The 21,103-nt window shown below is 53.0% G+C and carries 23 protein-coding genes; 12 read left to right on the top strand and 11 right to left on the bottom strand.

Annotated elements, in window-relative coordinates:
• Positions 1 to 62 precede the first annotated feature (62 nt).
• The 3 genes from EIZ48_RS22500 to EIZ48_RS22490 all read right to left on the bottom strand — a co-directional run bounded on the left by EIZ48_RS22500 (position 63) and on the right by EIZ48_RS22490 (position 3,173).
• The gene (locus EIZ48_RS22500; RefSeq protein WP_160656606.1) at positions 63 to 1,052 is read right to left on the bottom strand and encodes a serine/threonine protein kinase; all 990 of its coding nucleotides are present in this window, start codon (positions 1,050 to 1,052) and stop codon (positions 63 to 65) included.
• A gap of 156 nt (positions 1,053 to 1,208) precedes the next feature.
• Positions 1,209 to 2,639: a cytochrome c oxidase accessory protein CcoG gene (gene ccoG, locus EIZ48_RS22495; protein WP_160656603.1), complete on the bottom strand. Its 1,431-nt coding sequence runs from the start codon at positions 2,637 to 2,639 to the stop codon at positions 1,209 to 1,211.
• Positions 2,640 to 2,906: 267 nt separating this feature from the next.
• A complete protein-coding gene (locus tag EIZ48_RS22490) occupies positions 2,907 to 3,173 on the bottom strand; it encodes a YihD family protein (RefSeq protein ID WP_160656600.1) in 267 nt (88 codons plus the stop codon).
• 204 nt (positions 3,174 to 3,377) lie between these two features.
• Between EIZ48_RS22490 and EIZ48_RS22485 the strand changes: the two genes are divergently transcribed.
• The 4 genes from EIZ48_RS22485 to trhA all read left to right on the top strand — a co-directional run bounded on the left by EIZ48_RS22485 (position 3,378) and on the right by trhA (position 6,252).
• Complete coding sequence (locus EIZ48_RS22485; RefSeq protein WP_160656597.1) at positions 3,378 to 3,653, top strand: hypothetical protein; 276 nt, start codon at positions 3,378 to 3,380, stop codon at positions 3,651 to 3,653.
• A 192-nt stretch (positions 3,654 to 3,845) separates the two neighbouring features.
• Positions 3,846 to 4,523, top strand: coding sequence for a FadR/GntR family transcriptional regulator (locus EIZ48_RS22480; protein ID WP_160656594.1), 678 nt, complete (start codon positions 3,846 to 3,848; stop codon positions 4,521 to 4,523).
• A gap of 147 nt (positions 4,524 to 4,670) precedes the next feature.
• Positions 4,671 to 5,459, top strand: a complete 789-nt coding sequence (locus EIZ48_RS22475; protein ID WP_160656592.1) for a sporulation protein — start codon at positions 4,671 to 4,673, stop codon at positions 5,457 to 5,459.
• A 133-nt stretch (positions 5,460 to 5,592) separates the two neighbouring features.
• Positions 5,593 to 6,252 (top strand): PAQR family membrane homeostasis protein TrhA, encoded by a 660-nt coding sequence (gene trhA, locus EIZ48_RS22470; RefSeq protein WP_160656590.1) that lies wholly within the window; start codon positions 5,593 to 5,595, stop codon positions 6,250 to 6,252.
• 76 nt (positions 6,253 to 6,328) lie between these two features.
• Here the strand turns inward: trhA and EIZ48_RS22465 are convergent, their stop codons facing one another.
• The 5 genes from EIZ48_RS22465 to def all read right to left on the bottom strand — a co-directional run bounded on the left by EIZ48_RS22465 (position 6,329) and on the right by def (position 12,123).
• Complete coding sequence (locus tag EIZ48_RS22465; protein ID WP_160656588.1) at positions 6,329 to 7,774, bottom strand: TrkH family potassium uptake protein; 1,446 nt, start codon at positions 7,772 to 7,774, stop codon at positions 6,329 to 6,331.
• A gap of 6 nt (positions 7,775 to 7,780) precedes the next feature.
• Entirely contained in the window at positions 7,781 to 9,157 is a 1,377-nt protein-coding gene (trkA, locus tag EIZ48_RS22460) for a Trk system potassium transporter TrkA (RefSeq protein ID WP_075761989.1), read from the bottom strand.
• Positions 9,158 to 9,248: 91 nt separating this feature from the next.
• Complete coding sequence (gene rsmB, locus EIZ48_RS22455; protein ID WP_338046942.1) at positions 9,249 to 10,538, bottom strand: 16S rRNA (cytosine(967)-C(5))-methyltransferase RsmB; 1,290 nt, start codon at positions 10,536 to 10,538, stop codon at positions 9,249 to 9,251.
• Between the two features lie 116 nt (positions 10,539 to 10,654).
• A complete protein-coding gene (fmt, locus tag EIZ48_RS22450) occupies positions 10,655 to 11,599 on the bottom strand; it encodes a methionyl-tRNA formyltransferase (protein WP_160656584.1) in 945 nt (314 codons plus the stop codon).
• Positions 11,600 to 11,610: 11 nt separating this feature from the next.
• A complete protein-coding gene (def, locus tag EIZ48_RS22445; protein WP_160656582.1) occupies positions 11,611 to 12,123 on the bottom strand; it encodes a peptide deformylase in 513 nt (170 codons plus the stop codon).
• A 334-nt stretch (positions 12,124 to 12,457) separates the two neighbouring features.
• Here def and EIZ48_RS22440 point away from each other — a divergent pair, with 334 nt between their 5' ends.
• Genes EIZ48_RS22440 through EIZ48_RS22425 form a run of 4 tightly spaced genes read left to right on the top strand, consistent with a single transcriptional unit; the run spans position 12,458 to position 15,687 of the window.
• Positions 12,458 to 13,525 (top strand): LysM peptidoglycan-binding domain-containing protein, encoded by a 1,068-nt coding sequence (locus tag EIZ48_RS22440; RefSeq protein WP_160656580.1) that lies wholly within the window; start codon positions 12,458 to 12,460, stop codon positions 13,523 to 13,525.
• Positions 13,522 to 14,619, top strand: coding sequence for a DNA-processing protein DprA (gene dprA / locus EIZ48_RS22435; RefSeq protein WP_160656578.1), 1,098 nt, complete (start codon positions 13,522 to 13,524; stop codon positions 14,617 to 14,619). Before EIZ48_RS22440 ends, dprA begins: the two co-directional genes overlap by 4 nt.
• A 2-nt stretch (positions 14,620 to 14,621) precedes the next feature.
• Positions 14,622 to 15,095, top strand: a complete 474-nt coding sequence (locus tag EIZ48_RS22430) for a DUF494 family protein (RefSeq protein ID WP_160656576.1) — start codon at positions 14,622 to 14,624, stop codon at positions 15,093 to 15,095.
• A gap of 34 nt (positions 15,096 to 15,129) precedes the next feature.
• The gene (locus EIZ48_RS22425; protein WP_160656574.1) at positions 15,130 to 15,687 is read left to right on the top strand and encodes a DNA topoisomerase family protein; all 558 of its coding nucleotides are present in this window, start codon (positions 15,130 to 15,132) and stop codon (positions 15,685 to 15,687) included.
• Positions 15,688 to 15,753: 66 nt separating this feature from the next.
• On the opposite strand, the gene EIZ48_RS22420 is transcribed toward EIZ48_RS22425, so the two are convergent.
• Positions 15,754 to 16,869: a 5-(carboxyamino)imidazole ribonucleotide synthase gene (locus EIZ48_RS22420; RefSeq protein ID WP_160656572.1), complete on the bottom strand. Its 1,116-nt coding sequence runs from the start codon at positions 16,867 to 16,869 to the stop codon at positions 15,754 to 15,756.
• Positions 16,869 to 17,357, bottom strand: a complete 489-nt coding sequence (gene purE / locus EIZ48_RS22415; protein WP_075761980.1) for a 5-(carboxyamino)imidazole ribonucleotide mutase — start codon at positions 17,355 to 17,357, stop codon at positions 16,869 to 16,871. The genes EIZ48_RS22420 and purE overlap by 1 nt, the downstream gene beginning before the upstream one ends.
• Before the next feature lie 201 nt (positions 17,358 to 17,558).
• Between purE and tsaC the strand changes: the two genes are divergently transcribed.
• From tsaC to EIZ48_RS22395, 4 genes are all read left to right on the top strand, one after another.
• On the top strand, positions 17,559 to 18,116 hold the full coding sequence (tsaC, locus tag EIZ48_RS22410; RefSeq protein WP_160656570.1) for an L-threonylcarbamoyladenylate synthase type 1 TsaC: 558 nt from the start codon (positions 17,559 to 17,561) through the stop codon (positions 18,114 to 18,116).
• A 7-nt stretch (positions 18,117 to 18,123) separates the two neighbouring features.
• Complete coding sequence (hemF, locus tag EIZ48_RS22405) at positions 18,124 to 19,029, top strand: oxygen-dependent coproporphyrinogen oxidase (RefSeq protein ID WP_160656568.1); 906 nt, start codon at positions 18,124 to 18,126, stop codon at positions 19,027 to 19,029.
• Between the two features lie 71 nt (positions 19,030 to 19,100).
• Positions 19,101 to 19,934, top strand: a complete 834-nt coding sequence (aroE, locus tag EIZ48_RS22400) for a shikimate dehydrogenase (RefSeq protein ID WP_192928693.1) — start codon at positions 19,101 to 19,103, stop codon at positions 19,932 to 19,934.
• Positions 19,935 to 19,936: 2 nt separating this feature from the next.
• Positions 19,937 to 20,200, top strand: coding sequence for a DUF1488 family protein (locus EIZ48_RS22395; protein ID WP_160656562.1), 264 nt, complete (start codon positions 19,937 to 19,939; stop codon positions 20,198 to 20,200).
• A gap of 6 nt (positions 20,201 to 20,206) precedes the next feature.
• On the opposite strand, the gene EIZ48_RS22390 is transcribed toward EIZ48_RS22395, so the two are convergent.
• Positions 20,207 to 20,746: a gamma carbonic anhydrase family protein gene (locus EIZ48_RS22390; protein WP_160656559.1), complete on the bottom strand. Its 540-nt coding sequence runs from the start codon at positions 20,744 to 20,746 to the stop codon at positions 20,207 to 20,209.
• Positions 20,747 to 21,103 lie beyond the last annotated feature (357 nt).

The following is a 21,103-nucleotide window of genomic DNA, read 5'->3' as shown; positions in this document are numbered from 1 at the left end:
GGTACTCCCTTAAAAAGGACTGAAATAACCAAGGTTATTGTTCCATTTGTGTTTTCGTTTTCTTACCACTGCGGCATCAGCTGCAATGGTGGTTCGTTTAAAGCGGCGAGTTGTTCTTTGAACGCCAACACCTGTCCTTCCCAGTATTTGTTATCGGCAAACCAGGGGAAGGCACGGGGGAAGGCCGGATCCTGCCAGCGTTTGGCGAGCCAAGCCATATAGTGCACCATTCTAAGACCGCGCAAAGGCTCAATTAGTTGCAATTCTTTCTGATTGAAGTCCGCAAACTCGCTGTACGCCTCCAGTATAGTATCGAGCTGGGCGAGCTGGTCATGGTGATCGCCGTTGAGCATCATCCAGAGATCCTGTATGGCAGGGCCGTTGCGGGCGTCGTCCAGGTCGACAAATAACGGACCGTCACGCCAGAGGATATTGCCGGGGTGGCAGTCGCCGTGCAGGCGCAGTGACTGCCAGTCGGTATGCCAGTGCTGCTCCAGCTCTCGAATAAGCAGATCGAGATCGGCAAAGAAAACTGTCTTCAGGTGGTCGGGGATGAAATCGGCCTGTTCAAGAAGCTGTCGTGGCTGATGAAGGTATTCATCCAGCCCGATGGTCGGACGGTGCACAAAAGGCTGTCGCCGGCCTACCTGGTGAATGCGGCCGAGGTAGTGCCCGACCCATTCCAGCTGGTCAAAGTTATCGACCTCGAACTGGCGTCCGCCCATGCTGGGAAAGAGCGCCAGGCGGTGCTCACCGAAATGCTGCAGGGTATGGCCTTCAAAGGCGATTGGCGCGGCAACCGGTATCTCCTGCTCGAGCAGTTCATGGGTAAAGTCATGCTCTTCCTGGATTTGCTCATTGCTCCAGCGCTGCGGACGGTAGAACTTGGCAACGTAGCGGGCACCGTCTTCGGCACTGAACTGGTAGACCCGGTTTTCATAGCTATTTAGGGGAAGCAGGCCTGACTCAGCACGGACTCCGACACTGTCGAGTGCATCGAGCAGCAGCTCGGGGGTCAAATCAGAAAAGCTAAAACCATCTTGTTGTGTCATATGAAAAATTCCGCAGCCAGTATCAGAGCCTGTCAGTATATACCCAAGCGACTTCAAGATGCTCGCTCCGGCGAGAATTACTTGGGGATAGCATCATAATAAAAAAGGGCCGTCAGCGGCCCTTCTTTACATAACTTTGCTTTACTTTGCTAGAGGTTAGCGTAACTCTCCGATAAAGCGGCTTTCGGTCTGAAGTTCTATTTTATCCTCACCCTCTCCCCGCTCCATGATAAAGGTGATATCGGCAATCGGCGACTGCAACAGGTAGGGGTCAACCCCCAGGCTGACCGGCAGGGTGAAGACTTCACCGGCTTCGACAGTTACCTGCTGCTGACCGTACCATTCAATCTCTTCAATGCCCTTGACGCTCAGGGTGTAGACGGCCTGCTGCTGGGTTTTGTTGAGGATCTTCAGGGTATAGGTGTTTTCAACCAATCCTTCGGTGTTGACTCTGAACAGCTGGTTGCGATCGCGGATCACGTCCAGTCCCATTGGCTGTACCGAGGCCAGCAGGAAGAAGAACAACCCGACCATGGCGATCATCACCGCGCCGTAGCCGATGAGCTTCGGTCGCATAACATGGGTTGTGTGCCCTTCAAGTTTGTGCTCGGTGGTATAGCTGATCAGGCGCTTTTCGTAACCCATGCGGTCCATGGTCTCATCACAGGCATCGACGCAGGCGCCGCAGTTGATGCACTCGTATTGCAGTCCGTCACGGATATCAATGCCGGTCGGGCACACCTGGACGCACAGGTTACAGTCGATACAGTCACCGAGTCCCAGCTCCTTGGGATCTTTCTTGCGCGAGCGGGGGCCGCGGGCTTCGCCGCGATCGGTGTCATAGCCGACAATATAGGTGTCCTTGTCGAACATCGCCGACTGGAAGCGGGCGTACGGACACATGTGGATGCAGACAATTGAGCGCATCCAGCCGGCATTGGCATAGGTACAGACCGTAAAAAACAGTACCCAGAAACCTGCCCAGAAGCTGGCATTGAAGGTAAAGAAATCAACCACCAGTGTTTTGACCGGGAAAAAGTAGCCGACAAAGGTCAGGCCGGTGGCAAGGGCTACTGCCAGCCAGGCGGCATGCTTGAGGACTTTTCTGCCCAGTAGCTTGCCAGTTGGCTTCATGCTGTCCTGCTTGCGCCTTTTGTTGGCCGGCCCTTCAAGTTTTTCCTCGAACCAGATGTAGATGAAGGTCCAGACGGTTTGCGGACAGAAATAGCCACACCAGACCCGGCCCAAAAAGGTGGTTACAAAAAACAGGGCGAAGGCCGCGATCATAAACAGGGTTGCCAGCAGGGTGAGATCCTGTGGCCACAGGGTGGTGCCGAAGAAGTTAAACTGCTGCTGGCCGATATCCAGCAAGATAGCCTGGCGATCGCCATAGGGGATCCAGGGGATGCCCATAAACAGGATCATCAGCAGCCAGCCCATTTTCTGGCGTAGCTTCTGATAGATCCCCTTTACGGCCCGGACATAGATTCGATTACCCGGATTGAAGCGATCGGAGGTGCCTTTGTGGGTTTTGGGGTTGAATTGTTGCGGTGTGACATCCTTTATTTTGATTTTCTCATGGTTCATGACATTACTTTCCTTGGGTTACCCCATATTTTTAAATATAGCTAGGGGCGTCGGCAGGTACATTGCCTGACCGATAATGTTGTAATTAGCGAACAGATGTTATCAGCTGATTATATTACAGACGATTTTGTTATAACTCTAACAAGGTCATAGTTTGAGAAACAGATACAGATAGGGCGCTGGTGGGGTATAACAGAAGGGGGCTGATGGCCGAACGCTGGAGCATCAGGCTCGGCCATCGGGAAAGATTGGGGTTAACCGTCGCGGTTACTTGATGATGCCGCGTGCGCGCAGGATGGCGGTTTTAAAATCGTCTTCGCAGTCTTTGGCGATGCCCGGGATCATTTCCTGCTTGTCACTGTTGCGCATTTTCAGGTGGTAAATCAGCACATCATCGGTAAGCGCTTCCAGCTTGCCTTCGTATTTTGCTTCCTCAGCCAGCTTGAGCAGAAACTCGACCAGGTTGAGAGCCGGTTCTTTCTGCCATTCAGGATGCAATAGTTCAATCAGTTCGTTGACGCGATGGGTTTTCATTTCTTTCTCCACAAGTTAGGCCGAGTGAATCTATTTTGATTCTATAATCATATTTTTATTGGGGGTAAATTACCCCAAACCCGGCAACGATACAAACGGGATGCGACACCGGCACCAAAAGAAAAGACAGCCGCAGAGGGCTGTCTTTGGTATTGAACGCAGTGAGTCTATGCTGCCTGCTCGTTATCAGCACATTGCTGGGCAATGACGGGCTCTGCAGTCGTTATTGTATGGACCTCGGCGACATGCTGTGGCGCTTTCCTGGCCTTGAATGTCGGCGCATGGGAGGTTGCACGCAAACGAGAGGGACTACGAGGGGTACTTACATACCTGACGGGAGATGCTGGACGCATGGTTCACCTATTGTCAGGCGCATCCGTGGCCAAATTAATCGAAATATCTCCGCCGTTATTCTTGCTGGCAAAACCGATCCTGTGCGGAGATATTGGTCTGGTTGTATATTTTTCGCCGGGAGAATAGCAGTAAGCGATTGTGATGTCGAGCGAAAAGTAACCAATAAAAATTGCGCTTCAGGCCGCATTCGGCGGGTCTAAAGCAATAAAATGTTAGTTGAATCGGCATCTGTGAAGATAAGCTGTTTCTCGGCAGGAGCTTTGTGGTCTAATGCGCGTAGCTGGCAACTATTATAAAAAATAGCCCGGGAGGGACTGAATGGAACGGGAACAGCAGCGGTTGGTCACCAACCGTAATTTATCTTATAAACTGGCAGAGTCGATTGGCCAGCGGATTTTACGTGGAGAAACGGTTCCTGGTGATATTTTGCCGGGAGAAGTGGAATTGGGCGAAATGTATGGCGTGAGCCGGACAGCAGTACGCGAAGCGATCAAAATGCTGGCGGCCAAGGGGATGGTACTTCCCCGCCCACGGATCGGCACCCGGGTGCTGCCGAAAAAAAACTGGAACTATTTGGATCAGGATTTGCTTGCCTGGCTGAGCTTCGATCATCACACGGAACTGGTAAATGAATTCCAGCAGGTTCGTATGACCCTGGAACCGGAGGCGGCGGCACTAACGGCCATTCATGCCAGCGATGAGGATCGTGAAGAACTGCAGTCGCTAATGGATGAGATGTATAAACTGGGCGAGACGTTTGATCAGGAAAAATGGATTGAAGTCGATACCCGATATCATCAGCTGATTTATTTTGCCTCGGGCAACCACTTTATCAGCCCGTTCGGCAATTTGTTCAAGGCGGTTTTTGAAAGCTATTTTAGGATCATTACCCGTGACCGGGTTCTCAAGCTGGACATCCATCAACGGATCGTGGACGGCATTATGGCCCGGGATCCCGAGGCTGCCCGTCAGGCAACGATCGAATTGCTGAAATAAGCTGAAATAAACCGAGTGACTTTTTGAAGCGGAGCCCAGGCTCCGCTTTTTGTTCCTGGTTTTATCTCCGGTTACTCCTTGCAGCATAATGCTATTCGCTGCACTATAAACCTGTTTCATAGCTTGCTACAGGAGTGAGGAGTCGTTATGTCTTTGTTTCGTAAAAGTCTCGCCAGCCTTGGGATCGGGGCGGCGAAAGTCGATACTGTTTTGCAGCGTGATGTGTTGATCCCCGGAGAAACCCTGCCTGTGTCTATCCATGTTCATGGTGGAGAGACTGCGCAGGCGGTCAGTAATATCCATTTGTTCCTGTGCTGCCGCTATGAAGAAGAAGTAGCATCAAGCCGGGGCGACAGCCAGCACCGCACCGAGAAAGTCAGCCAGACCTGCACGCTGGCAACCTGGTCTCTGCCCGAGGCGTTTACCATCGAAGCCGGCGAGGAACGCCTGTTCGACGCCGAACTGGCACTGCCGTTGAATACCCCTATTACCATCGGTGATGCCAAGGTCTGGCTGGAAACCCATCTGGATATTCCGCTGGCATTCGATCCCAAGGATAAAGATATCTTGACGGTTCGCCCGGATCCCTTGATGGACGGTGTGTTTACCGCGCTGGAGCAAGCCGGCCTGCGGATCCGGCAGGTCGAGTGCGAGGCGGCTGATGGCTTTGAGCTGCCTTTTGTCCAGGAGTTTGAGTTTGTGCCGGTGTCCGGCCCGTTTCACGGCCGCTGGCGAGAGCTGGAAGTCGTTGCCTACCGCGACAGCGACGGCCTGCAGCTATGGTTCGAGGTCGATCGGCGACTGAATGGTTTGTCCGGTATGTTGTCTGGCTTCCTCGGTCGTGGCGAGCTTAAGCGGCAATACCATGTACCGGCCACGACCTGTCCGCAACAGGCGGGAGAGCTGATACTCGACTATCTTGATCAGACGACCTGACAAGAACGCTGGGGCGAATCCGGGCGGCTTGCGTCAGGCCGGGACTGAATTGGAATTTCAGCTTACACCTGTAAGCTAAACTGTGCCATACTAGCTATCTATTGAGTTTTAACTCTAGTAAGGACAACAGTGGATGGCTAAGAGTATGGCGTCAGACCCCGGATATTCTGTGGCAGAAGAAGTGGCAAACAGCGTGAGCCATGGCTTGGGCATGATTTTTGGCATCGTGGGCCTGGTATTGCTGCTCAACCAGGCTATCGAGGCCAATGCGGATGCGCTGAGCATTACCAGCCTGAGCATCTATGGTGGCAGTATGATTTTGCTCTACCTGGCATCGACGCTGTATCACGCCATCCCGTTTGAGCGAGCCAAGCGCGCGCTTAAAACCTTTGATCACTGCGCGATTTATTTGCTGATCGCCGGTACCTATACCCCTTTCCTGCTGATCTCGCTGCGCACCCCGCTGGCTATTGGCCTGATGACCGTGATCTGGGCCATTGCATTGGCTGGTATTGTGCTGAAGATAGCCTTTGTCTACCGGTTCAAGCGCCTGTCGCTGGCAACCTATCTGGTGATGGGATGGCTGGCGCTGGTGGCGGTCTACCCGCTGGCGCTGTCACTATCGACAGGCGGGTTGGTGCTGCTGGGACTCGGCGGGGTGATCTATTCGCTGGGAGTTATCTTTTATGTTAATGACCGCCTGCCCTATAACCATGCGATTTGGCATGTGTTTGTGCTGGGCGGAACGGTGTGCCACTTTTTGGCCGTCTATTATTATGTGACACCAGTCTAGGGCGCATACAGCCGATAGAAAAAGAGAGCCTCAGGCTCTCTTTTGGTTTCTACAGGTAATTGGTTTCTGCGGGTAACTAGTTACGCCAGAAGGCCGGGAAGAAGACCACCAGTACGGTCAGGATCTCCAGTCTTCCCATCAACATGCCAAAGCTCAGGGTCCATTTGGCCATATCCGGCAAGGTTGCAAAATTGCCGGTCGGGCCAATGACCTCTCCCATTCCCGGTCCGACATTGGCGACGGCGGTTACAGCCCCGGTAATACTGGTGATAGCATCGAGCCCCATCATGCCAAGGATTGCGGCAACAATCACAATGGTAATGATGAAGGTTAAGGCGAAGGCCACCACTGAGCGGACGATACCGTCTGTGACCGGTCGGCCGTTATAGCGCTGGATAAAGACGCCGGACGGATGGATCAGCTGCATCATCTGCTTGCGCAGCAGGGCAAAGGCCACCTGGAAACGGAAGATTTTGACCCCGCCGGCCGTCGAGCCGGAGCAGCCGCCTACCAGCATGACGAAGGCAAAAATAATCGTCGGGAACGGGCCCCAGGCGGTAAAGTCTTCCAGTCCGAAGCCGGTCGTGGTTACGACCGAGATAATATTAAACAGCGACACCCTGAAGGCATCGATAAAACGGTAATCGAGCTGCCAGGTCAGCCACAGGGCGACGGCCAGCCCGGCGGAGAACACCAGCAGGGTAAAGCCGCGCACCTGGGCATCGCTCAGTAAGGCCGTCGGTTCTTTCTTGCGCAATGCCTGGACAAACAACAAAAACGGCAGGCCTCCGGCAAACATGAACACGATCGCGACCCAGTGGGCGCTGTTGGAAAAGTGGTTCATCGAGCCGTCAGAGGTCGAGTAGCCGCCGGTCGACAAGGTGGTAAAAGCGTGGTTAATGGCATCGAAGGTATTCATCCCGGTGAGCTGGTAGCCAATCACGCAAAGTCCGGTCAGGATCAGGTAGACGTTGACGATATTCTTGGCCACGCTCTTGGTTCGCGGCGAGCTTTTATCTGACCAGTCTGACGACTCGGTCTGGAACAGCCGCATACCACCGACGTTGAGCATCGGCAGGATGGCAACACCCATGACGATAAACCCGATCCCGCCAAGCCACTGCAGGGTGGAACGCCACAGCAGAATACTCGGGGCCATCGTGTCGAGTCCGCTGAGTACGGTGGACCCGGTGGTGGTGATCCCCGACATGGTCTCGAAATAGGCATCGGTAAAGCTGATATGGTTGATGAACACAAACGGCAGTGCGGCGAAGGCGCTGGCAATGGTCCACACAAAGGTGGTGATCAGGAACATCTCCCTGACCCCCAATTTGAACTCAGCCGTACGACCAAACGTCAGGCACAGGAAAGCCACCGAGTGGGTGAGCAGGACGGCAGTAGCAAAGTCGATGAAACCACCGGTGCCGGTAAAGAAGGCCACCAGAGTGGGTACATACATGAATAGGGCGATCTTGGATAAGACCAGCCCTATAACAAATAAAATGGGACGGTAATTGACCATAATTTTTTACAGGAAGAACGGACTAGGTTGGAACAGGCGTTCTACGTCTGGGATATATTTCTTGTCGACCAGGAACATCACAACGTGATCATCTTGCTCGATAACGGTTCGGTCGTGGGCGATCAGAACTTCGTCACCACGAACCACGGCACCAATGGTCGTGCCCGGTGGCAGTTTGATATCGCCGATAGCCTTGCCGACCACTTTCGAGGTGCTCGAGTCACCGTGGGCAATGGCCTCGATGGCTTCTGCCGCACCGCGGCGTAGCGACGAGACGTTGACAATATCGGCTTTGCGCACATGGGTAAGGAGTGCCGAGATGGTTGCCTGCTGCGGCGAGATGGCAATATCGATGGTACCGCCCTGTACCAGATCGACATAGGCCCCGCGCTGGATCAGCACCATGACTTTCTTGGCCCCCATCCGCTTGGCCAGCATCGCCGACATAATGTTGGCTTCGTCGTCATTGGTCACGGCAATGAAGACATCGATTTGCTCGATATGCTCTTCACTCAGCAGTTCCTGATCCGAGGCGTCACCACAGAAGACTATGGTATTTTCCAGCATCTCGGACAAGTTTTCTGCCCGCTCCGGATTACGCTCGATCAGCTTGACGCTGTAGGTCTGCTCCAGGCGGCGGGCCAGACCGGCACCGATGTTACCCCCGCCGACGATCATCAGGCGCTTGTAGGGCTTCTCCAGTCGCTGCAGCTCACTCATTACCGAGCGGATATGGTTGCTGGCTGCAACGAAGAAGACCTCGTCATCGGCTTCGATAATGGTAGTCCCACGCGGGCGGATTGGTCGTCCCTGGCGGAAAATGGCGGCGACACGGGTATCGACATGCGGCATATGTTCGCGCAGGGCCGATAGGGCATTCCCGACCAGCGGACCGCCATAGTAGGCCTTGACGGCAACCAGGCCGACTTTGTCTTCGGCAAAGCCGACGACCTGCAGGGCGCCCGGGTATTCGATCAAGCGTTCGATATAGCCGGTGACCAGTTCTTCCGGAGCGATGAGGTGATCGACGGGCACGGCATCGGACTGGAAGAGGTGTTCTTTTTCTTTCAGGTATTCCGGAGAGCGAATACGTGCGACCCGGTTCGGGGTGTTAAACAGGGTGAAGGCTATCTGGCAGGCAATCATATTGGTTTCGTCGGAGTTGGTGACCGAAACCAGCATGTCGGCATCCTGCGCACCGGCTTCCCGTAAGGTACGGGGGTGGCTGGCAAAACCTTGTACTACTCGCAGATCGTACTTGTCCTGCAATTCTCGAAGACGCTCGGGATCTTTGTCGACGATGGTGATGTCGTTATTCTCGCCGACCAGGTTTTCCGCCAGTGTGCCACCGACCTGACCTGCGCCAAGGATGATAATTTTCATAGCATATGCCTGATGATTCTTTCTGCCTAGATTACTACGTTTCTTGTCAGAGGCTACATTCATAACCTCTGATTTCGAAGGACTTAGTTTTTTATATTAGGGCTTTACGTATGACGGCGTAGTAAAAACCGTCCATATCGTGCTCGCCGGGAAGGATCTGGCGACCGGGTTGGGCCGGGTCGCTGTCAATGAGCTTTGCATCACTGGTACGGCCAAGGAAAGCCTTCACCTGCTCGCTGTTTTCCTGCGGGGTGATTGAACACGTCGCATACACTAGGGTACCGCCAGGCTTGAGCTGCTGCCACATGGCATCGACAATTTCTGCCTGCAGTTGGGCCAGTGCCTCAATGTCATCGGCACGGCGCAGCCACTTGATGTCCGGGTGGCGTCGGATCACCCCGGTGGCTGAGCAAGGGGCATCCAGCAAAATGCGGTCGAATTGCTCGCCCTGCCACCATTGCGCCGGGTAGCGGGCATCGGCACATAGAACCTTGGCATCGAGTTTCAGGCGTTGCAGGTTGTCGTGTACCCGGGCCAGACGCTGTTCGTCGCAGTCGATAGCAACAACTTGCGTTTCGGGCTGGCGCTCCATGATATGGGCCGTTTTGCCGCCGGGGGCCGCGCAGCAGTCGAGGATCAGCTCGCCGGCTTGCGGGGCCAGGTATTCTACCGATAGCTGGGCCGCTGCATCTTGCACCGAGACCCAACCGTCGGCAAACCCCGGCAGCTTGCTGACATCACAAGGGATGTGCAGTCGAAGGGCATCCTGGGCCTCGGGATGGAGGTCGGTGGCAATGCCTTCGGCATCCAATAGCTCACGGTATTCATCACGGCTGTGGTGACGGCGGTTGACGCGCAGCCACATTGGCGCCTTGGTGTTGTTGGCGTCAACGACCGATTCGAATTGCGTCGGGTAGCTTTGTTTCAACAGTTTAAGCAGCCAGCCAGGATGGCCGTATTTGCCGGCATCGTGGCTGAGTGATTGTTCGTCAAGGCTGTCTTGCTGACGCTGGTAGTTGCGCAGGACGGCATTGATCAAACCGCGAAGTTGAGGTTTTTTCAGGTTCTTGGTCGCATTCACGGTTTCTGCCACGGCGGCATGGGCCGGAATACGCATGTAGCCGAGCTGGTACAGGCCGACAAGGATCAGGTGATGGAAAACCCGTTGCTTGCCTTTGAGTGGTTTGTCCATCAGCTGGTTGGTGACCGATTCCAGGCGAGGAAGCCAGCGCAGTACGCCATAACAGATTTCCTGTAGCAGGGCATGGTCACGTTCTCTGATATCTTGCTGGGCAGCAGGCAGAGCGTTAGAAAGGGATTGGCCCTGATCAACAACCTGATAGACCACCTTGGCTGCAGCGGCTCTTACATTCATTCGTATTTCCTGAAGTTGTTTCCGTCAACATACCGTGATGGTTCAGCGGGCACGTTAGCGGCAGAATAGTTTCGATTCCGTTGGCGGAAAAGAAAAGCCAGTGCAAGCACTGGCTTGGGTTATTACAGTACGGTGCCGGGCTCGAACCAGTCACGGCGCGAGTTGAGTAAATCTTGCACCTTCATGGCTTTTTTGCCTGGAGGTTGCAGCTCGGTAAGACGCAGTGCGCCCTCTCCCGTCGCAACCAGGATGCCTTGCTTGTCGGCACTGAGGATGGTGCCAGGTGCTTTGCCCTGGTTGTCGGTCTCAACTTCGGCTCGCCACACTTTGACATTTTGCTCGGCAACCGCAAAGTAGCTCATCGGCCAAGGATTAAAGGCACGGATACAGCGCTCAATAGCGGCTGCATCCATCGACCAGTCGATCTTGGCTTCTTCTTTGCTGAGCTTCTTGGCGTAGTTGGCCTGCTCGTCATTTTGCTTTTCGGCGACGGCGGTGCCAGCTGCAATCTCTGTCAGACAGTCAACCAGTGCATCCGGACCCAGCTCGGCCAGTTTTTCATACATAGTGGCGCTGGTATCGCTTGCCTCGATTGGCAGGGTGGCAATTTTTAGCATATCGCCGGTATCCAGCCCTTCGTCCATCTGCATGATGGTGACACCGGTTTCTGTGTCGCCGGCCCAGATAGAGCGCTGGATCGGGGCAGCACCACGCCAGCGCGGCAAAATAGACCCGTGGACATTAATACAACCCAGCTTCGGTGTTTCCAGCACCTCTGTTGGCAGCAGCAGGCCATATGCGACGACGACCATGATATCTGCATTGAGTGCTGCCAGTTCCTGCTGAGCGTCGGCATTGCGCAGCGAGGCCGGTTGGTAAATCGGAATATCGTGCTCAAGGGCAATATTCTTGACCGGGCTGGCGGTTAATTTTTTGCCGCGCCCTGCCGGACGGTCCGGTTGAGTATAGACGGCAATAACATCATGCTGTGAAGACAACAACGCCGCCAGGTGACGGGCGGCGAAGTCTGGGGTACCAGCAAATACAATACGTAACGGTTTGCTCAAGGTAACCTCGATTATTGGTTCTTGTCGTTGAAACGCTTAATTTTCTCTAGCTTTTGCTTGATGCGCTGACGCTTCAGAGGCGACAGGTAGTCAACAAACAGTTTGCCGGCTAGGTGATCCAGCTCGTGCTGGACGCAGATAGCGAGTAAATCATCAGCGTCGAAAGTGAATTCTTTGCCGTCGCGGTCAAGGGCTTTGACGGATACTTCCGCGGCACGCGGCACAAGTGCTCGTGCACCCGGAACAGACAGACAGCCTTCTTCAATTCCGTCTTCACCGCGCTTTTCGGTGATCTCAGGATTGATCAGTACCATTGGCTGATTGCGCTCTTCAGAAATATCGATCACGACGATACGCTGATGGATATCAACCTGAGTCGCTGCCAGGCCAATGCCTTCTTCGTCGTACATGGTTTCCAGCATGTCGCCGACAATTTTTTGGATCTCAGGTGTTACGGCTTCAACAGGCTTGGCGACGGTGCGCAGGCGCTCATCAGGGAATGTTAATACTTGCAATACAGACATAGGTACTCGTAAAAATAGACAGTGCTGAAAACTAACGTAGCTTATTTGCTCTAATTCTAGTCATTTTAAAGCGCAAATAATAGCACCTGACGGGATTAGATGATGCGAGTTTTGCTGATTGGCAACGAATGTTGGCACTCTTGCGCTTTCATCTTTCCGCAAAACTGTCTGCCGGGAGCACAATCACGCGTGCCCGGGTGTAAAACGGGGCTGTTGGCAGTGAAGTGCGCCGAAAAACAGTGCCATTGCTGCTGGCAGCCGTAGACACCAGCTGCCAGAGGTGCCACTTTTCAATGGATAGTGATTATAAGTGTATGTTTCGGGAGGATAATGCGTGAGGCTGTTTGTGTTGCTCTGGGGGCTGATCCTGCCGGTGTCGAGCTGGGCCAATGCTTCTCAACCGAAGGTAATAGCCAGCGCGCCGTCGGAATATACCGTCAAAGAAGGCGATACCTTATGGGATATCTCTGCCCGTTTCCTCGCCAACCCGTGGTTGTGGCCCAAGCTATGGCAGGCCAATTCCTATATTGATAATCCGCATTTGATTTATCCCGGAGATCAGCTGCGTCTTGTCTGGCGCAATGGCCAGCCGCACCTGCTAAAGAAAAAGGTGGTCAGGCTCTCACCGAGTATCCGGATCAAACGATCGCCGATCACGACCTTGCAGGCATCGGTGTTACTGCCCTATCTGGCCGAACACCGGCTGTTGACCTCGGGCGATGTCGAGCGCTTGCCGAGAGTGCTGGGAGACAGCAAGGAAAAGAGTTACATGTCACCCGGCGATACAATATGGGTTGATTCGGTGTTGGAACCCGGTGAGTGGTGGGTGTATCGACCCGGAAAGCTCTTTACCCGGCAGCTATCACAAGGGGAGGATATCGATCCGGTCAGGGGGCTGAAAGAAATTGCCAAGGTAACCGTCGTTGGAACAACAGAGGAGCTCAGCCAGGTCCGTCTCCAGTCTCTTCGCCAGGAACTCCGTCAAAATGATGTGTTGCTGCCAGCTTCTTTGCCCCATACACAAGGCTCGCTCAGTTTTGTTCCCTCCGAGCCGCCACGGGATATCCGGGCTATGCTGTTAGGCCACTTCGACAACCAGAGCTATATTGCCGCCTCGGATGTTGTTGTGATTGATCGCGGCCATCTGGATAACGTCTCGGCGGGCCATGTCTTCCGTCTGTATCGGTCCGGCGCTGTGGTGGAAGGTGAGAAAGGCGGGTATCAGTACAAAAGCAGCCGTTATATCAGCAATCAGTATCCATTGAGCAAGATCGGGCTTGGGGAGGCCATGGTGATCCGGCCGTATGAGCACTTTAGCCTGGCAGTAGTCATGAAGGCGACTGAACCTTTTGTGCCAACGGTACTGGCTTTGCCGCCGCCTGTTACCGATGCGCCGCTATGATGAATGATCTCGAGAGTTGGCTAACCCTGGCTGCAGTACCGTATCTGGGTGGGAATCGAATCAGTCAGTTATTGCAACATGCAACGCCGCAGCAGCTTTGCCGGATGTCAGCCGAACAGCTCCAGGCTATCGGGTTCAAGCCTAAGCAGGTATCCAGTCTGCTCCGGCCGCAGTACCAGCGTATTGAACGTTGTCTGGAGTGGGCTGAATGCGACCGGCATACTATCTTGACGCTGGACTCGCCCGGTTATCCGCCATTGCTGAGAGAAATAGCGTCGGCCCCTCCCCTATTATTTGTTCGTGGTGAACCTCATTGGCTGCACGAACCCCAGATAGCCGTGATTGGCAGTCGCTCAGCCAGTATTGATGGCCGTGAATCGGCCTATGAATTTGCCGCATCGCTGGTTGCCGCAAATTATGTTGTCACCAGCGGTCTGGCGCTTGGCATCGATGGGCTGGCGCACTACGGAGCGTTAAAAAATGGTGGGGCGACTGTTGCGGTGTTGGGCTCGGGACTGGAACAGATTTACCCTGCCCGCCACCGGGAGTTGGCCGGCAAAATTATCGAGCAAGGCGCCTTGGTGTCGGAGTTCTGGCCGGATGAGAAACCGCGCCCGCAAAATTTTCCCCGGCGTAATCGAGTGATCAGCGGGTTGTCCGTTGGCGTATTAGTGATAGAGGCTGCCGAAAGAAGTGGTTCATTAATCACAGCGCGTTACGCACTGGAGCAAGGACGGGAAGTTTTTGCCCTTCCCGGTTCGATTCATTCACCGGGAAGCCGAGGATGTAATGCATTAATTAAATCTGGTGCTAAATTGGTAGAAAGCCCGGTCGATATTTTTGAAGAGGTTGGTTCGCTGACGGAGTGTGTGAAAAATAACCAGTTAGACTCATCGTTACCGCAACCTGAAAATGAGGAATTGCCATTTTCATCGGTGTTGGCTAACGTAGGCAATGAAGCAACACCCGTAGATGTAGTTGCTGAACGCTGTAAACAACCCGTACATGAAGTTATGATGCAATTGTTGGAATTAGAATTGCAAGGTGTTGTCACTACAGTGCCCGGTGGCTATATCAGAACGAGGAGGGGCTAGTTATGATGGATATCCTTATGTACCTGTTTGAAACCTATATCCACAGCGATGTGGAATTGCTGGTTGATCAGGACGAACTTTCAGACGAGCTTCTGCGTGCAGGCTTTCATCAGGACGATATCTATAAAGCTCTGACATGGTTAGAGAAGCTGGCTGCATTGCAAGACACCGAGAACACCCCTTACATGAATAACAGTGCTGTCACTTCTATTCGTGTATACACCGCCCAGGAAATGACTCGGCTGGATATTACCTGCCGCGGCTTCCTTACTTATCTTGAGCAGATCCATGTACTGAGTGGCGATACCCGTGAGATGGTTATTGACCGGGTGATGGAGCTGGAAACCTCTGAATTTGCCCTAGATGATCTGAAGTGGATTATTTTGATGGTGCTGTTTAATGCACCTGGCAATGAAAGTGCCTATAGCCAGATGGAAGAGCTGTTATACGGTGCGGAAGACGGGTATATCCACTAATTGACTCCTCTCTGGCTGGCGAATAAAGAGTTGTATGACTGGTAAAATTAACGATCAATTGTTTTCAGCTCATGAGCATGCTTTGGAGCAGGAGCAGAGCTGTCCCCTGTGTGGGGCGGAGCTGGTTATCCGCAATAGTAAGCGCGGTCCTTTTCTCGGGTGTTCTGGGTATCCCGAGTGCGGCTACATCAAGTCGCTGAACCACAATGATGGCCATGTGGTGAAATACTTGGGCAAACCCTGCCCGGATTGCGGTGACGAATTGCTGCTTCGCCAAGGGCGGTACGGTATGTTCATTGGCTGTGCGGGATATCCGGACTGTCAGCATATCGAATCGCCTGAGAAAAAGGCTGAGGATACCAAGCTGACTTGCCCGCAATGTGGCAAGGGGCACCTTATGGAGCGCAAGTCTCGCTACGGAAAGCTGTTTTATGCCTGTGATCAATACCCGGGCTGCCGCTTTGCAGTGAATAACAAGCCGGTTGCAGGCCAGTGCCAGGCTTGCGGATTTGGCCTGCTGATCGAGAAGAAGCTGGCGAGTGGTGTGAAGTACCAGTGTGCCGACAGAAAGTGTCACACCTATCAAGATTAAGAAACGGTTATTGATATAAAAAGCCAGCTGATGCTGGCTTTTTTAGTATTGGGGTGTACCGGCTGCCTAATAGCGAACAGCAGGAAAGGCGACGGGATCTAATTGTTCGGCAAGCTCATCCAGTGTGGTTTTCAGATCTGCCGTGGAGCTGGCGCAGACATTGATGTGGCCCATTTTTCGCCCTGGGCGCTTTTCCTTGCCATACCAGTGAATATGGCATTGCGGTAGATCCATGACCGTATCCGGCAGCGTGTCTTCGCCGAGGATGTTGACCATCGCTGTTGGGCGCAGCAGGCTTGTATCGCCTAGTGGCATGTCGCATACGGCTCTGAGGTGGTTCTCGAACTGGCAGGTTTCCGCACCTTGCTGGGTCCAGTGACCGGAGTTGTGGACCCGGGGAGCAATTTCATTGACCAGTAGCTTGCCGCCCACATCAAAGAACTCAATGGCCAGTATCCCGATGTAGTCGAGCGACTCGGCCAGTGCCCGGAACATGGTTTCAGCCTGGGTTTGCAGCTCGCAGTTGCCTTCTTTTGCAATCGACAGGCTGAGGACACCGTTACTGTGAATATTTTCTGTCAGTGGATAGATGGCGATCTCGCCGTTCTTGCCACGGGCACCGATCAGCGAGACCTCGCGGTCAAACGAGACGAATTCCTCGGCAACAATTGCCTGATCAGGGGTTTCTTTGAGGAAGTTGCTTATCTCTTGCCAGGTTGGTTCAACATCTTCCTGAGACTTTATTCGCCACTGCCCTTTCCCGTCATATCCGCCCAGGGCACTCTTTAGCACCATCGGAAGTCCGACCGTGTCGATGGCACGCTCCAGATCGTCACGGGTGTTGACGAGTTGGTACTTTGCATTGGCAACGCCAGCGCGATCAAGCAGGTGTTTTTCCAGGCGACGATCACCGCCGGCCTTGATAGCCTCGGTGGTCGGTCGAAATTTTCCGCTGGCAGCACAGGCGTCAAGAATATCGTGCGGGATATGCTCAAACTCTGCGGTAATGACATTGGCATAGGTGATGGCGGTATCCAGCCCTTTCATCATCAACTGCTGGGTCAGCGGGTGGACCACATGGCCGCTGGTGACATCATAGGCGAAGACTTCGATATTTAACGGAGCCCCGGCCAGTGCCATCATACGTGCCAGTTGTCCGGCTCCAAGTACCAAAACCTTCATTATGCATCCTCTGCTGGATTGGGATTGTCCAACACCGTGTCGGTTTGTTCTTTGCGGAACGCATCAACGGCGGCCATCACTGTGGCATCCTGGGTGCCAATGATTTGCGCGGCTAACAGGCCGGCATTCGCCGCACCGGCATCACCAATAGCCAGGGTACCGACTGCGACGCCTTTTGGCATCTGGACGATTGAAAGTAGTGAGTCCATTCCTTTGAGTGCACGGGACTGAACAGGCACTCCCAGTACCGGTACGCTAGTGAAAGCTGCTGTCATGCCGGGAAGATGTGCAGCACCGCCGGCACCGGCAATAATGACTTTGATCCCGCGCTCGTGGGCTGTTTCGGCATATTCGGCAAGTAGATGTGGAGTACGGTGAGCAGAAACCACCTTGGTTTCATAAGGCACGTTGAAGCGATCTAGCATTTCAGCTGCATGCTGCATGGTTGGCCAGTCAGACTTGGAGCCCATGATAATCCCAACTTTCATCCCTATCTCCTTTGGGTTGCATAATATGAAGGCGTGAATACTTTTGCGCGCATTATACGGTGATTTTTTCAGAAGGAAAACGTTTGCGTCAGTGATTTTGTCTCATTATGTTACGAGCATGGAGTTGCGAGGTTGGAGTGGGTAAAATAGGTAAACAGATGGTTAAATCTGGCGTCAGCTGGGATCAATAATGAGGATAATGTGGAAAATTTAGCGCAAGTAGTTGCTGCCCTTCAGCAAGGTGAGGTTGTTGCCTACCCTACCGAGGCGGTTTTTGGTGTAGGGTGCGACCCCGATAATGAGCAAGCGGTACAGAAGCTTCTGGCACTGAAACAACGCCCGGTCGAAAAAGGGCTGATCTTGATTGCTGCCGACTATGAGCAGTTGAAGCCTTATGTTGATGATAGCCAGCTAACTGCCGAGCAAATGCAGCGGATTCAATCCACTTGGCCGGGGCCGGTCACCTGGGTGATGCCAACCAAGGCCGGAGTACCGAGTTTTCTTACCGGCCAGTTTTCTACCATAGCCGTTCGGGTGACCGATCATCCGCTGGTGCAGCAGTTATGTCGTCAGTTTGGTAAGCCGCTGACCTCAACCAGTGCTAACCTGACAGGACAGGAGCCGGGACGCAGTGCCGAAGAGGTGAAAGAAAAGTTAGGCCAGTATCTACCGGCTATTTTACAAGGGGAGACAGGAGGACGGCAAAATCCTTCTGAGATCCGTGACGCCCAGACAGGGGAAGTTTTCCGCCAAGGATAAAAACAATATGCAAGATGTCAGCAAACAAGCGGTAAAGGCGTTTCTGTTAGATCTGCAGGACCGTATTTGTCAGGCTGTAGAACAGCAAGACGGTGCGGCTGTTTTCGAACAGGATCAGTGGGAGCGAAAGGAAGGCGGCGGTGGTCGCAGTCGGGTATTGCGCCAGGGGCAGGTGTTTGAGCAGGCCGGCGTCAACTTCTCTCATGTGTTTGGTAACCAAATGCCGGCATCGGCTACGGCCCATCGGCCGGAACTGGCGGGGCGCAGCTTTGAGGCGATGGGGGTATCTCTGGTTATTCATCCAAACAACCCTTATGTGCCCACCTCGCACGCCAATGTCCGTTTCTTTATCGCCGAAAAGGAAGGAGAAGCCCCGGTGTGGTGGTTTGGCGGTGGCTTTGATCTGACACCTTTCTACCCTTTCGAAGAAGACTGCCAGTACTGGCATGATACCGCGAAAGCCTTGTGCGGCCCTTATGGCGAGGATGTGTATCAGCAGCATAAAGAATGGTGTGACAGATACTTCTTCCTGCCTCACCGTAATGAAACCCGCGGTGTTGGCGGATTGTTTTTTGATGATCTCAACCAATGGGGATTTGAAAAGTGCTTTAGTTATATGCAGGCTGTCGGCAATGGTTATATTGATGCGTATCTGCCGATCGTTGAAAAGCGCCACCCTACCCCGTTTGGCGAGCGAGAGCGTAACTTTCAGCTCTATCGCCGTGGGCGTTATGTCGAATTTAATCTGGTGTATGACCGCGGTACCCTGTTTGGTTTGCAAAGTGGCGGCCGGACAGAGTCTATCTTGATGTCCATGCCGCCGCTGGCCCGCTGGGAGTATTGCTATGAGCCGGAGCCGGGAACGCCTGAGGCTGAGTTGTATCAACATTACCTCAAACCACGAGAGTGGTAACCGGATACGAAACGTTTGAGCTTGTGATATAGCAATGATAGGGTCGATTTATCGACCCTGTTTTATTTGGAATGCATAGCCACATGGATAAGTACGTTGTTTTCGGCAATCCGATTGCCCAGAGTAAATCCCCCTATATTCATACCTTGTTTGCTCGCCAGACCGCTCAGGCCATGACGTATACCGCGCAGCTTGCACCTGTTGATGGTTTTAAGGCGGCTGCTGATGACTTCTTTGCCTCAGGTGGCCGCGGCTGCAATATTACTGCTCCCTTTAAAGAAGATGCCTATCAGTATGCCTCTCAACTGACGGAGCGGGCTAAATTGGCGGGCGCTGTGAATACGTTGAAGAAACTGGATGATGGTGTCATTCTGGGTGATAACACCGATGGTGAAGGCTTGGTACAGGATCTGCTGCAAAACCAAGTCGAGCTGGCCGGTAAACGCATTCTCTTAATCGGGGCTGGTGGTGCTGCTCGTGGGGTGATTTTGCCTATCCTGGCGCAACAGCCCGAACAGGTGGTAGTGACAAACCGAACATTGGCCAAGGCCGAGCAGTTGGCCGAGTTGTTTTCAGGGTATGGCAATATTGATGCCGTGGCACTGGAAGCGCTGGAAGAACCAGACTTTGATGTGATCATCAATTCAACATCTGCGGGACTTAGCGGCCAGCTCCCTGGTATTTCGGATAAACTAATTAAGCCGGCTGTTACCTGTTATGACATGGTATATGGCCCGAAGCCGACGGCTTTCAACCATTGGGCCCGAGATCTGGGCGCAGGCAAGACATTAGATGGCCTGGGTATGCTGGTTGGCCAGGCCGCTGAGAGCTTTATGCTATGGCGGGGGATTCGCCCGGGAGCCAAGCAGGTGAAAAACGAGTTACGCCGAGCAATGCAGGAATAAAGATGAATCAAGATATATTATTTGCTGATATCCAGTTGTGGGACAGTGAAAAACAAGCGGTTAACTTTCCGGCCCAGCAGGCAGGGGCATTAATTACTTGTTGGGTAAGCCTTTCCTGGCTTCAGAAAAAAGCGGCGCAGCCGCTGGTCGAAGAAGCCGATATCCTTAGTGTCTTTGCTGCCAACCGCTTTGACTTGGAAGAGTTGGCAGAAACGATGATTGAAGATGAAGAGTTCAATCAAGGTGGGGATATCGAGATTGAGTAATCTTGATTATTGCTCGGCAAGATATTCGTTTTTCAGCCGGACATAGTTGTCGGCGGAAGCTGGCAAGAAAGCCCGTTCCTTATCACTGAGGGGGCGGGCTTGTTTGACTGGGCTGCCGACATACAAATAACCGCTAGCCAGTTGCTTTCCTGGAGGTACTAAACTTCCCGCCCCGATGATTACATCATCTTCTATAACAGCGCCATCGAGTAAAATTGCTCCCATGCCGACTAATACTCGGTTCCCCACCTGACAACCATGCAACATCGCCTTGTGACCGATTGTCACATCATCGCCTATAATTAACGGGTGGCCATTTGGGGTCTCCGCTGATTTACGAGTGACATGCAACACCGAGCCATCTTGTACATTGGTACGGGCACCAATGCGGATGTGGTTTACATCGCCACGCGCGGCAACCAAAGGCCAAATGCTGGCGTCATCCCCTAATAGAATATCGCCGATTAACACTGCTGAGTCGTCAACGTACACATTATTAGCATGTGTCGGGTAAATTCCCTTATAGGGACGTAATGAAGATGGCATGACAGTGACCTTTTCTTATTTATATAGATGAGAATAGCGAAGCCATGGTGTGATTTGCATCAAAAAGTGCGTCATTGTTCGATAATTGCGCGCTTAAGCTAAAATGACAGATTTATTTCAAAAAGCCCCTTGCCAACGTGATCGAAGTCTCTATAATGCGACCTCACTGACACGGAGCAAGGCGCTAAGCCAGCAACGATAAGTCAGTCTGTTCTTTAACAATTTGACCATGCAATCTGTGTGGGCACTCGTGAAATGATTAGTCAAACCTTTTGTCTTCACTTTTTAAAAGTGAAAGCAAATTTGGCATCAGTGAACTGAGTGACCAATACAAAATAGCTTATGTTATTTTGGCAC

This window comes from Photobacterium alginatilyticum (assembly GCF_009910675.1).
GTDB lineage: Bacteria > Pseudomonadota > Gammaproteobacteria > Enterobacterales > Vibrionaceae > Photobacterium > Photobacterium alginatilyticum.
This window is presented reverse-complemented; position numbering and strand designations above follow the sequence as displayed.

Coding starts and splice junctions, on each gene's coding strand:
- EIZ48_RS22390 (WP_160656559.1), bottom strand. CDS start 20,746: ATGCCATCTTCATTACGTCCCTATAAGGGAATTTACCCGACACATGCT.
- trkA (WP_075761989.1), bottom strand. CDS start 9,157: ATGAAAATTATCATCCTTGGCGCAGGTCAGGTCGGTGGCACACTGGCG.
- EIZ48_RS22425 (WP_160656574.1), top strand. CDS start 15,130: ATGACTGGTAAAATTAACGATCAATTGTTTTCAGCTCATGAGCATGCT.
- aroE (WP_192928693.1), top strand. CDS start 19,101: ATGCATAGCCACATGGATAAGTACGTTGTTTTCGGCAATCCGATTGCC.
- EIZ48_RS22475 (WP_160656592.1), top strand. CDS start 4,671: ATGTCTTTGTTTCGTAAAAGTCTCGCCAGCCTTGGGATCGGGGCGGCG.
- EIZ48_RS22490 (WP_160656600.1), bottom strand. CDS start 3,173: ATGAAAACCCATCGCGTCAACGAACTGATTGAACTATTGCATCCTGAA.
- EIZ48_RS22480 (WP_160656594.1), top strand. CDS start 3,846: ATGGAACGGGAACAGCAGCGGTTGGTCACCAACCGTAATTTATCTTAT.
- EIZ48_RS22465 (WP_160656588.1), bottom strand. CDS start 7,774: ATGGTCAATTACCGTCCCATTTTATTTGTTATAGGGCTGGTCTTATCC.
- hemF (WP_160656568.1), top strand. CDS start 18,124: ATGCAAGATGTCAGCAAACAAGCGGTAAAGGCGTTTCTGTTAGATCTG.
- EIZ48_RS22485 (WP_160656597.1), top strand. CDS start 3,378: ATGACGGGCTCTGCAGTCGTTATTGTATGGACCTCGGCGACATGCTGT.
- purE (WP_075761980.1), bottom strand. CDS start 17,357: ATGAAAGTTGGGATTATCATGGGCTCCAAGTCTGACTGGCCAACCATG.
- EIZ48_RS22500 (WP_160656606.1), bottom strand. CDS start 1,052: ATGACACAACAAGATGGTTTTAGCTTTTCTGATTTGACCCCCGAGCTG.
- def (WP_160656582.1), bottom strand. CDS start 12,123: ATGTCTGTATTGCAAGTATTAACATTCCCTGATGAGCGCCTGCGCACC.
- dprA (WP_160656578.1), top strand. CDS start 13,522: ATGATGAATGATCTCGAGAGTTGGCTAACCCTGGCTGCAGTACCGTAT.
- ccoG (WP_160656603.1), bottom strand. CDS start 2,639: ATGAACCATGAGAAAATCAAAATAAAGGATGTCACACCGCAACAATTC.
- trhA (WP_160656590.1), top strand. CDS start 5,593: ATGGCTAAGAGTATGGCGTCAGACCCCGGATATTCTGTGGCAGAAGAA.
- EIZ48_RS22395 (WP_160656562.1), top strand. CDS start 19,937: ATGAATCAAGATATATTATTTGCTGATATCCAGTTGTGGGACAGTGAA.
- EIZ48_RS22420 (WP_160656572.1), bottom strand. CDS start 16,869: ATGAAGGTTTTGGTACTTGGAGCCGGACAACTGGCACGTATGATGGCA.
- EIZ48_RS22430 (WP_160656576.1), top strand. CDS start 14,622: ATGATGGATATCCTTATGTACCTGTTTGAAACCTATATCCACAGCGAT.